Origin of the sequence: Maribacter caenipelagi (genome assembly GCF_004364175.1) — a bacterium.
Lineage (GTDB): Bacteria > Bacteroidota > Bacteroidia > Flavobacteriales > Flavobacteriaceae > Maribacter > Maribacter caenipelagi.
Genome location: NZ_SNZW01000019.1, coordinates 38544 through 48501, shown reverse-complemented (window position 1 = coordinate 48501; position 9958 = coordinate 38544). Strand labels below are relative to the sequence as shown.

Here is a 9958-nt window from a genome sequence, read left to right as displayed (position 1 = left end):
TGCAGATTGGGCTACGCTAACTAATATCCCCCCTGATTTCATGGATGGAATTGATAACGATACTAATCTGGACGAAGCAGCCGTCGATGCTTTTGTAGCCAACAACGGTTACCTTACGGCAGAAATAGATGATAGCATTACAAATGAAATACAAACACTTGGCATAACAGGTAACAGTCTATCAATAAGTGGTGGAAATACAATAACGTTACCAACAGCAGCCACTGCAGATTGGGCTACGCTAACTAATATCCCCCCTGATTTCATGGATGGAATTGATAACGATACTAATCTGGACGAAGCAGCCGTCGATGCTTTTGTAGCCAACAACGGTTACCTTACGGCAGAAATAGATGATAGCATTACAAATGAAATACAAACACTTGGCATAATAGGTAACAGTATATCAATAAGTGGTGGAAATACAGTAACGTTACCAACAGCTGACCCAAATTTTGGAAACGACAATATTATAACGAATGGTAATGTTCAAGCAAACAGTTTTATTTCCGCTACCGCAACTTACCCTGATTATGTTTTTCAAAAGTATTTTTTAGGTAATTCTTCTATTAAATCTGATTATGAATTTTCATCCTTAGAAATAGTGGAAACATTTCTAAAAGAAAATCACCATTTACCCGGTGTAAAATCGGTTTCAGAAATCGAAGCAAATGATGGCAAGTGGAATTTATCAGAAGGTGCGCTTGTTAACCTAGAAAAAATAGAAGAATTATTTTTGCATACTATAGAGCAAGAAAAGAAAATTAAAGAATTACAGAGTGCCAATACTAACATGAGTAAAGAATTAGAGGGGTTAAAAGCTCAAATGGCAGAGATTAAAACCATGTTATTAGAAAAGCAGAACGACTAATGAAAAAATACATACACATACTGTTCTTTCTGTTTGCAGCAACTATTTCTGCCCAAACGGCACTATACAATAATGGTAACTTACGTATTCATGAAGGTGGGCAAATTGGTTTTCACACCAATCTTATTAATGAGTCTCCGACGGACAACAACCTTGGGCTAGCTGGTTTTTATGGTTCTGAGCTATTGACCGTTTCGGGCAGTGTTACTCCACAGTTCTATGATATGGAAATTGCCTTGGAAAACAACATGCAGTTAGACCTAGGAATGGACAATACCAATAACACTAACTTTATTTTTGGTAGCATTCTAACCCCTACCGCCCAACCAGATATTTTTTACAACTTTGTAGATAATTCTTTTTACAGTGGCGAAAATGACTTTAGTAAAATTGAAGGCTATGCGGCAATTACCAACCAGCAAAATTTTGGTTTCCCGGTAGGTGATGTGCAATATTTAAGACCGTTGATCATCAATTCTGAAAGCGTTAATCTATTTGCGAAATGTGCCTATTTCTACGAAAACCCAAACAATGCACCTGCACCTCTTGGTTCATATGATACCGGCGCAACCGACTTAGATGTAGAATTGGTAAACACCTTTGAATTTTGGAGACTAGAGGGTTCTATGCCTTCCACTGTAACACTAAGTTGGAATATACGTAGCACTGTAGAAAGTTTAACCGATAATGTAGACGAAGTCATACCTGTAGGGTGGAGCAAAGCCTCTCAACGATGGGTAAACCTAGTAGGCACTGTTCCTGTTGGTACTTTGACCGAAGGTTTTGTTACCACAGAATCTTTTATACCAGACGATTATGAAGTTATTACGCTGGGTTCTTCTAAAAGTCCGTTCGAACCTTTAGCTAGAGACGTACTTTTTATAGATAATTTCTTTATTTCTGTAAATGGTGACGGAATCAATGACAGCTTTTACATTGAAGAATTACAAGATTTTGACAGTAATTTTCTTCAAATTTATGATCGCTACGGTCTTAAAGTGTTCGAAAAGACAGACTACGTTGATGATTTTGTCGGATTTTCAAATCTGAACAATGTCCCATTCGGTGAAGAAAAAGGATTGCCTACTGGCGTCTATTTTTATACGATTTACATTCCCGAAGGCGATTTAAATTATCAAGGCTTTTTATATCTATCTAGATAATTTATCGATTTTTATAATATCATACTCTTATCATATTTTGTGACAAGAGTATGTCTACCATGATATAAAATATCAAGAACATTGACCCTAATATCTTTTATTGTTAAGATTCATTACTTTTACATTGCATGGTTTACCAATTTCAAAAGTTTTTTCATTTTGATCAAGTTTGGCAAATCTTTTGTATTAAACAACACCAATATAGAGTTATGCAGAGAAGAACATTTATCAACAGAAGCAGTTCAGCTGCTTTGGCACTAGCCATTACCCCAACTTTCTTTATTCAAGAAGATACCGAATATTCCATATTAGAACTCATGGGTAAAGAAGATATTGAGCTCTATGGAAAAGATATTAATCTTCGAAAAGAAGCTCATGATGCCTTTGTAGAAATGAAAAAGGCAGCTTACAAAGATGGTATCGATCTTAAAATAGTTTCAAGCTATAGAAGTTACGATAGGCAAGAAGCAATTTTTGAACGTAAATTTTTAAAATACACTGACGATGATGGCATGAACCCTACAGATGCTATTGACAAAATCATCGAATACTCTACGATACCCGGAACGAGCAGACATCATTGGGGCACCGATATTGATGTAGTAGATGGATATAGAAAAGTAGAAGGCGATGTTCTAGTGCCACACAAATATGAAGGCGAAGGTCCTTATGTTGATTTTAAAAAATGGATGGACGAAAATTCGGAAACCTACGGATTTTTCTTAGTGTATACCGACGAAGCAAAAAGAAGAGGTTTCAAATATGAGCCATGGCATTATAGCTATGCACCATTATCGATACCTATGCTTGAACAATTTAGAAGTAAAAATATCGCATCTATTCTTATTCGTGAAGATTTTTATGGTGCCGAGAATTTTACCATGAACTTTTTAAGATCCTACTTACAAAATAATATATTAGATATCAATAGAAACTTATTGTAAGCATTTTGTACATTAGAGCCTGTACTATAATACATTACCATGAGAAGAGGAAGTTGGAAAATTAGAATATTTATAGGTCTGGCCATTGTTGCCTTTGCATTTATACAAAAATGCAGTAATACCGAAGAGAACCCATATACTGGTCGGTCGCAACATATTACAATGTCTTCTGACCAAGAAATCGCTATAGGTTTACAAAGTGCTCCAGAAATGGCACAACAACATGGCGGACTCTACCCTGATGAACGTTTACAAGCTTTTGTTGAATCTGTCGGCAATAAACTAGTTCAAAACAGTATAGCCAGAGAAACACCCTATCAATATGATTTTCATTTATTGGCAGATGATCAAACTATTAATGCATTCGCCTTACCGGGCGGACAATGTTTTATTACCTATGCATTGTTCTCTCAACTTAACGAAGCACAACTGGCCGGAGTTCTTGGTCATGAAATTGGGCATGTAATCGGTAGACACTCTGCTGAAAGAATAGCAGATAGCCAAACGTGGCAAACTGCGACTATGGGTGCAACCGTTGGTGCTGGCGATATGGGCAGTATTTTAGGAAGTATTGGTCAGAACACACTACTAAAAAATGGTCGTGGCGATGAATTGGAAAGTGATGAACTAGGAGTTCTATTTATGATTCAATCTGGTTATGATCCTTACGAAATGATCAAGGTGATGGAAATCTTAAAAGCTGCCGGGGGACCAAACCGTACTCCTGAATTTCAGAGTACCCACCCTGATCCTGAAAATAGAATAGAAAAAATCAGAGAAGCGATAGACAAATACAAAAATCAAGGTTAATCGGTTTTTTTGCACACTTAATCTAGAGGACAATACTCAGTGTTTATATTTTTGTAGATTTGAGGAAGTCCCAAGCTTATTTTGCCATTTACGAATTGCCTTTATAGCTATGATTTAATCATAGAAGAACACTATAATGGGAACTATTACACATTTCAGAAACTTATACGTGCAGGCGTTTGAGAACTGTAAACCAATTGTATTGGTTGCTTTTTTAAAGGTCTACTCTGTATTTTGTGCCCTAATGATATTTTCGGCACTGTATGCTTTCGTTGTGAGAGCAGCAAATGGATTTGATTTTTAACGCGTTTTACTCTTTTACCTGAACACTATTTGAAGTAGAATTATTTAGAATTAAAAAAAGGCTCATTGATATTTCAATGAGCCCTTTTTATTTTCATAAAGATAAATCTATGAATCTTGTTTAATTACATCTAATACAGCTTTAGCATTCGACATTTTCGCATAGTCTTTTGCAGTATAACCTTGGTCACTTTTAATACTAAGGTTAGCGCCGTTCAACAATAAAACCTTAAGTATTTCTGCCTTATTATATCTAGCTGCATACATTGCCGGGGTTAGACCTAAAGACTTTTCATTCGATTTTTCACCTAAAGCCAATAAACTTCTTACCTGGTCTAAATCACCTTTCATGACTGCTTTACATAACGCACTAATTTCCTCATCTACAGAAACAGATACTGCTTCGTTCGAATTGATATAGTCTCTAGTATTTGCATAAACTCCTGTTAATGTAAATACACTAATGAGTAATAAAATTGAGATTGATTTTTTCATAATATTTACGTTATTTTGATTAATAAAATTATAGATATATTAAATTTACATATGTAATTTTAATAATTACGTAATATTAAGAAAGATATAATAAATATTTAACAATTAAAAAACAACCCAATAACCTAGAGGTAACCTAAGGCTTTTCCAAATTTTATTTTCCTAAATAATAAAATGACCAATAGCCCTTTAAATACCGATGGCAGTTTCAATTATTTCTAATGCTTCAGAGGCATTTGACAATTCTGCATACCGCTTGGCAGTATACCCTTGACTACTTTGAATTTTTAAATCCGCACCATTTTTAATAAGTATTTCTAATATAGCCACCTTATTATATCGAGCAGCAAACATAACCGGTGTCATACCTAAGGATTTTTGATTTACATCTTCGCCTAAATCTATCAACCGTTTTACAGTTTCTAAATCTCCCTGTATTACGGCTTTACAAAATGAGCTAATACCTACGCTAGCAAGGAGTTCTGTTTGGTGTGTTGATACTAATTCTTTCGCGTTAGTCTCTTTCGCTGTAGCTCCAAAAGTAAGAGCTACCACTGATAATGTAAGGATTACTTTTCTCATGATAATTGATTTTTGATTGATGCGTACAATAGTGTACATTTAAAAGACGCCAGTTTGCATTTATTGTTTCATGCTTTAACATTGTTATAACTAAACTTTAACAAACAAATCTTCACCCAAACTGAAAATATGTTGCGATACACTACCAAAATGAAAAAGGTAGGTAATCTAGTAGCTTAACTTAGCAGAACATAGTATTTTTGTACTCTTAAAACCTTATAAAGATGAACAAAAAAGTAATCTTAATGATATTAGATGGATGGGGTAAATCTCCTGACCCATCTGTATCTGCAGTAGATAAAGCCAACACTCCTTTTATAGATAGTTTATATTCCAAATATGCTAATTCTAACCTTCTTACCGATGGTATGAACGTAGGACTTCCTGAAGGTCAAATGGGCAATAGCGAAGTAGGTCATATGAATTTGGGTGCGGGTAGAATTGTTTATCAAGACTTGGCTAAAATCAATAAGGCAGTCAAAGAGAATACCTTAAGTTCTGAGCCAGTTTTAAAAAGTGCTTTCGAATACGCTAAAAAGAACAATAAAGATGTTCATTTCTTAGGGCTTTTAAGCGATGGTGGCGTACATAGCCATACCAATCATATCAAAGGATTAATCTCTGCAGGTAAAGCGTCTGGTGTTGAAAACATGTATTTACATGCTTTTACCGATGGTAGAGATGTAGATCCAAAAAGTGGAAAAGGTTTTTTAGAAGATATTGTACATTTTAGTGCTGATAAAAACACAAAGCTAGCTACCGTAATTGGCAGATATTATGCTATGGATCGTGACAAACGATGGGAGCGAGTTAAAGAAGCTTATGATGTTATTGTTAATGCAGAAGGTGAAAAATCGACTGACATTGGTAAAACCATTCAAAAAAGCTATGACAATGATATTACCGATGAGTTTATAAAACCTATCGTCATGACCAGTACAGATGGCACCCCTGTTGCTTCTGTAAAAGAAGATGATGTCGTTATTTTCTTCAATTTTAGAACAGATCGTGGTCGAGAACTAACGCAGGTTTTAAGTCAAGTTGATATGCATGAGCAAAACATGCACAAACTTAATCTGTATTACGTTACGTTGACAAACTATGACGAGTCTTACAATAACGTTCATGTAGTTTATAACAAAGACAATATTGTTGAAACTTTAGGCGAGGTATTGGCCAACGCAGGAAAAAAGCAAATTCGTATTGCAGAAACAGAAAAATACCCACATGTTACTTTCTTTTTCAATGGTGGTAGAGAAGTTCCTTTTGAAGGCGAATCACGTATTTTATGTCCGTCACCAAAAGTGGCGACATATGACCTTCAACCAGAAATGAGTGCTTATGAGATTAGAGATAAAATCATTCCTGAAATTCAAAAAGGAGATGTTGATTTTATTTGTCTAAACTTTGCGAATCCTGACATGGTAGGTCATACTGGTGTTATGGAGGCTGCAATTAAAGCTTGTGAAACGGTAGACGAATGCGCCAAAGATGTAATTACCGCAGCCATAGAAAAAGATTACTCTGTAATTGTTATTGCCGATCATGGTAATTGTGAAACAATGGTAAACGAAGATGGTAGTCCTAATACAGCACATACTACTAACCCTGTTCCACTAATTTTAGTAGACAAAGATATTCACCAAATTAAAGATGGTGTTTTAGGAGATATTGCACCAACAATTTTGAAATTAATGGGTGTAGAAAAGTCAGAATTTATGACCCAAAATTCTTTGGTATAAATTTTGACAATATTGAAAGGATAATATTTTATGATAAAAATAAAAACAGCGGAAGAAATTGAATTAATGCGTGAAAGCGCATTAATCGTTTCTAAAACATTAGGAATGATTGCCTCTGAGGTAAAACCAGGGGTTACTACACTTCATTTAGACACTTTGGCAGAGACCTTTATTCGTGACCATGGTGCAGTACCAGGTTTCTTAGGTCTTTACGATTTCCCGAACTCACTATGCATGAGCCCAAATGCTCAAGTAGTACATGGTATTCCGAATAACACTCCTTTAGTAGAAGGCGATATTATTTCGATTGACTGCGGAGCTTTAAAGAATGAGTTTTACGGAGATCACGCTTACACTTTTGAAGTAGGAGAAGTAAGTCCTGAAATCAAAAAGTTATTAGAGGTCACCAAAAAATCATTGTATGTTGGTATACGAGAATTCAAAGTTGGTAATCGTGTAGGTGATGTCGGGTATGCCATTCAAAAATTTACTGAAGACCATGGTTATGGTGTAGTTCGTGAATTGGTTGGTCATGGTCTAGGTAGAAAAATGCATGAAGGTCCTGAAATGCCAAATTATGGTAGACGTGGTAGAGGAAAGAAATTTGTTGAAGGTATGACCGTTGCAATAGAACCTATGACCAATATGGGTACAAAGAATATTAAGCAACTTAAAGACGGTTGGACAATTCTTACTGCAGATGGTAAACCTAGCGCTCATTTTGAACATGATGTTGCCATAGTTAACGGAAAACCAGAGTTACTATCTACCTTCAAGTATATTTACGACGCTTTAGGTATTGTAAGTAACGAAGAAGATGAGTTCAGAAACTCTACCGTAAAAAGTTAGAAAATACAGATGAAGAAAATTTTTAAATTTTTTCTTAACCTTGTTCCAAGGCCTGTATTAATTTCTTTAAGCTATTTAGTAAAACCTTTTTTCAAGGCTTACTATCGTGGTAATACCTATGAAGATCCTATTGACGGCAATACTTTTCGTAGCTTTTTACCTTACGGATATGAAAAACCTCGTGAGAACGTGCTCTCACCTTCTACCCTTTCGTTAGAACGCCATCGTTTACTGTGGTTGTTTTTAAAAGAGGAGACCGACCTTTTTACGGCTCCACTACATGTATTGCACTTTGCACCCGAACAAGCATTCTATAAAAGATTCAGAAAACTAAAAAATCTAAATTACGTTACCACGGACTTGAATTCACCTTTGGCAGACGTAAAGGCTGATATTTGTAATCTTCCCTTTGAAGATAATATGTTCGATGTAATTTTATGTAACCATGTGTTAGAGCACATACCAGATGACACGAAAGCAATGTCTGAATTATATAGAATACTAAAACCTGGTGGTTGGGGGATTTTTCAAATTCCACAAGATTTAAGCAGAGAAGAAACTTTTGAAGATGACACTATAACTGACAAAGTTGAACGTGCAGAAATATTTGGTCAATATGACCATGTTCGCATTTATGGCAGAGATTACTTTGATAAACTAAGAGGTATTGGTTTTACTGTTGAAGAAATAGATTATACTAAACTTATGAGCCAAGAAAATATCGATAGGTATCGCTTAGCACCTGGTGAGATAATTCCATTCGTGAAAAAATAGTTATTTGACTACAAACGATTTAAATCCTTTGGTTGAAAATTCCTTTGTATCCCCATTCTCATCTAAATAAACAATATAAGCTTCTAACATTGTATTTTCTTCAACAAGTTTAAAAGCATCATTTAAATTCATCGCCATTAATGCCGTAGCATAGGCATCTGCAGTAGCGCAATTATCAGCTAATATAGTTACGGCAAGTGTATTTGAAACTTGAGTATAACCTGTTTTAGGGTTTACAGTATGTACGAACTTCTTACCGGTTTCTTCATCAATTCTATACTTGCGATAGTTGCCCGAAGAAGCTAATGCCCTATCATTTAAATGAATTAATATTTTGGTAGCCCTATTCATTTGCTCTTCTGGATCATCAATGCCAACCACCCAAAATTTATCTTTTATGGTATTCTTTCCTTTGGCTACCAATTCACCACCCACTTCTATCAGATAATTCTCAACACCCTTAGCATCTAACATAGCCGCAAGCCTATCTATAGCGTAGCCTTTAGCAATTGCATTAAAGTCTAGGTAAATACTAGCATTAGCTTTTACTACATGATTGCTATCATCCAAACTAACCTTATCTAAGCCAACGAAATTTAGCAAACTATCGATTTTTAGGCTGTCCATTGATATTTGGCGCTCAGGTCCGAAGCCCCATGCATTTACAAGCGTACCAACCGTTGGGTCAAAAAAGCCATTAGTTTCTTTGTGAATTGATTTCGATAAAGAAAATACCTCTTGAAACATCTTATCGACAGCTATAGTACTATCTCCTTTATTAATTCTTGAAATATCAGACTCAGGAATATAAGTAGATAAAGAATGGTTAATAACGGCGAATACGGAGTCAATATCCTTTTCTAAATCTAATTTCTCACTAGAGATTGAAATAATACTATAAGATGTACCTAAAGCACCACCAACATTTTCATTTCGAAATTTAGTATCAGAATTCTCTTTACAAGAATGACACAAGCCAATTATAGCGGCAATTACTAAAATATAGTTCTTCATAATTCTACTAAACCATCATAGTCAACAATATACTCTTCATCTAAATACACGGGTAAATTATGATCTGTAGCATTTACCAAGCCAACCCCTGCGTAGAAAGTTGTTGCCTCAAATTTTATGGCATGTTCTTTCATTTTATTCAGGTCAGACATAAAAAAATCCATATCCTTGGGATCACCTGGGTACTCAATTGCCTTCACCACAACAAAGCGCATCTTCTTATCTTTAGTACATACAAACTGCGGATTTTTACGTAATTCACTGTTTACGGCTAAAAATTCAAATCCTTCATCCTCCAATTGCTTGCCAACAATATTCATGGCTAAATTATGAAGTTCTTGCTCTGTTAATACATGCATACTTAACTATGTTTTATAAAAAAACCGATACATTACATATCGGTTTTTTTTT

General features: G+C 35.2%; 11 protein-coding genes. 7 read left to right on the top strand and 4 right to left on the bottom strand.

Annotated features, from left to right (window positions below; genetic code table 11):
* Window positions 1–870 precede the first annotated feature (870 nt).
* The 4 genes from DFQ03_RS17435 to DFQ03_RS19205 all read left to right on the top strand — a co-directional run bounded on the left by DFQ03_RS17435 (window position 871) and on the right by DFQ03_RS19205 (window position 4092).
* Entirely contained in the window at window positions 871–2034 is a 1164-nt protein-coding gene (locus DFQ03_RS17435) for a gliding motility-associated C-terminal domain-containing protein (RefSeq protein WP_133674524.1), read from the top strand.
* A 209-nt stretch (window positions 2035–2243) separates the two neighbouring features.
* Window positions 2244–2978, top strand: a complete 735-nt coding sequence (locus DFQ03_RS17430; protein WP_133674523.1) for a M15 family metallopeptidase — start codon at window positions 2244–2246, stop codon at window positions 2976–2978.
* A gap of 39 nt (window positions 2979–3017) precedes the next feature.
* On the top strand, window positions 3018–3788 hold the full coding sequence (locus DFQ03_RS17425; protein WP_133674522.1) for a M48 family metalloprotease: 771 nt from the start codon (window positions 3018–3020) through the stop codon (window positions 3786–3788).
* A gap of 136 nt (window positions 3789–3924) precedes the next feature.
* On the top strand, window positions 3925–4092 hold the full coding sequence (locus DFQ03_RS19205) for a DUF6747 family protein (RefSeq protein ID WP_317128193.1): 168 nt from the start codon (window positions 3925–3927) through the stop codon (window positions 4090–4092).
* Between the two features lie 107 nt (window positions 4093–4199).
* Here the strand turns inward: DFQ03_RS19205 and DFQ03_RS17420 are convergent, their stop codons facing one another.
* Both DFQ03_RS17420 and DFQ03_RS17415 read right to left on the bottom strand, forming a co-directional pair.
* On the bottom strand, window positions 4200–4586 hold the full coding sequence (locus DFQ03_RS17420) for an ankyrin repeat domain-containing protein (protein ID WP_133674521.1): 387 nt from the start codon (window positions 4584–4586) through the stop codon (window positions 4200–4202).
* Window positions 4587–4775: 189 nt separating this feature from the next.
* A complete protein-coding gene (locus tag DFQ03_RS17415) occupies window positions 4776–5168 on the bottom strand; it encodes an ankyrin repeat domain-containing protein (RefSeq protein ID WP_133674520.1) in 393 nt (130 codons plus the stop codon).
* Between the two features lie 224 nt (window positions 5169–5392).
* Between DFQ03_RS17415 and gpmI the strand changes: the two genes are divergently transcribed.
* Genes gpmI through DFQ03_RS17400 form a run of 3 tightly spaced genes read left to right on the top strand, consistent with a single transcriptional unit; the run spans window position 5393 to window position 8533 of the window.
* Entirely contained in the window at window positions 5393–6910 is a 1518-nt protein-coding gene (gpmI, locus tag DFQ03_RS17410; protein WP_133674519.1) for a 2,3-bisphosphoglycerate-independent phosphoglycerate mutase, read from the top strand.
* Window positions 6911–6940: 30 nt separating this feature from the next.
* Window positions 6941–7759, top strand: a complete 819-nt coding sequence (gene map / locus DFQ03_RS17405) for a type I methionyl aminopeptidase (protein WP_133674518.1) — start codon at window positions 6941–6943, stop codon at window positions 7757–7759.
* A 9-nt stretch (window positions 7760–7768) separates the two neighbouring features.
* A complete protein-coding gene (locus tag DFQ03_RS17400) occupies window positions 7769–8533 on the top strand; it encodes a class I SAM-dependent methyltransferase (RefSeq protein ID WP_133674517.1) in 765 nt (254 codons plus the stop codon).
* Here DFQ03_RS17400 and DFQ03_RS17395 read toward each other — a convergent pair whose 3' ends face one another.
* Together DFQ03_RS17395 and DFQ03_RS17390 are read right to left on the bottom strand one after the other, a co-directional pair.
* On the bottom strand, window positions 8534–9547 hold the full coding sequence (locus DFQ03_RS17395; RefSeq protein WP_133674516.1) for an FAD:protein FMN transferase: 1014 nt from the start codon (window positions 9545–9547) through the stop codon (window positions 8534–8536).
* Window positions 9544–9906, bottom strand: a complete 363-nt coding sequence (locus DFQ03_RS17390; protein WP_133674515.1) for a Na(+)-translocating NADH-quinone reductase subunit F — start codon at window positions 9904–9906, stop codon at window positions 9544–9546. The genes DFQ03_RS17395 and DFQ03_RS17390 overlap by 4 nt, the downstream gene beginning before the upstream one ends.
* Window positions 9907–9958: the final 52 nt, after the last annotated feature.

What these genes read in the sequence shown, in the direction of transcription:
- DFQ03_RS17435 (WP_133674524.1), top strand. Translation starts at nt 871, where the DNA reads ATGAAAAAATACATACACATACTGTTCTTTCTGTTTGCAGCAACTATT.
- DFQ03_RS17430 (WP_133674523.1), top strand. Translation starts at nt 2,244, where the DNA reads ATGCAGAGAAGAACATTTATCAACAGAAGCAGTTCAGCTGCTTTGGCA.
- DFQ03_RS17425 (WP_133674522.1), top strand. Translation starts at nt 3,018, where the DNA reads ATGAGAAGAGGAAGTTGGAAAATTAGAATATTTATAGGTCTGGCCATT.
- DFQ03_RS19205 (WP_317128193.1), top strand. Translation starts at nt 3,925, where the DNA reads ATGGGAACTATTACACATTTCAGAAACTTATACGTGCAGGCGTTTGAG.
- DFQ03_RS17420 (WP_133674521.1), bottom strand. Translation starts at nt 4,586, where the DNA reads ATGAAAAAATCAATCTCAATTTTATTACTCATTAGTGTATTTACATTA.
- DFQ03_RS17415 (WP_133674520.1), bottom strand. Translation starts at nt 5,168, where the DNA reads ATGAGAAAAGTAATCCTTACATTATCAGTGGTAGCTCTTACTTTTGGA.
- gpmI (WP_133674519.1), top strand. Translation starts at nt 5,393, where the DNA reads ATGAACAAAAAAGTAATCTTAATGATATTAGATGGATGGGGTAAATCT.
- map (WP_133674518.1), top strand. Translation starts at nt 6,941, where the DNA reads ATGATAAAAATAAAAACAGCGGAAGAAATTGAATTAATGCGTGAAAGC.
- DFQ03_RS17400 (WP_133674517.1), top strand. Translation starts at nt 7,769, where the DNA reads ATGAAGAAAATTTTTAAATTTTTTCTTAACCTTGTTCCAAGGCCTGTA.
- DFQ03_RS17395 (WP_133674516.1), bottom strand. Translation starts at nt 9,547, where the DNA reads ATGAAGAACTATATTTTAGTAATTGCCGCTATAATTGGCTTGTGTCAT.
- DFQ03_RS17390 (WP_133674515.1), bottom strand. Translation starts at nt 9,906, where the DNA reads ATGCATGTATTAACAGAGCAAGAACTTCATAATTTAGCCATGAATATT.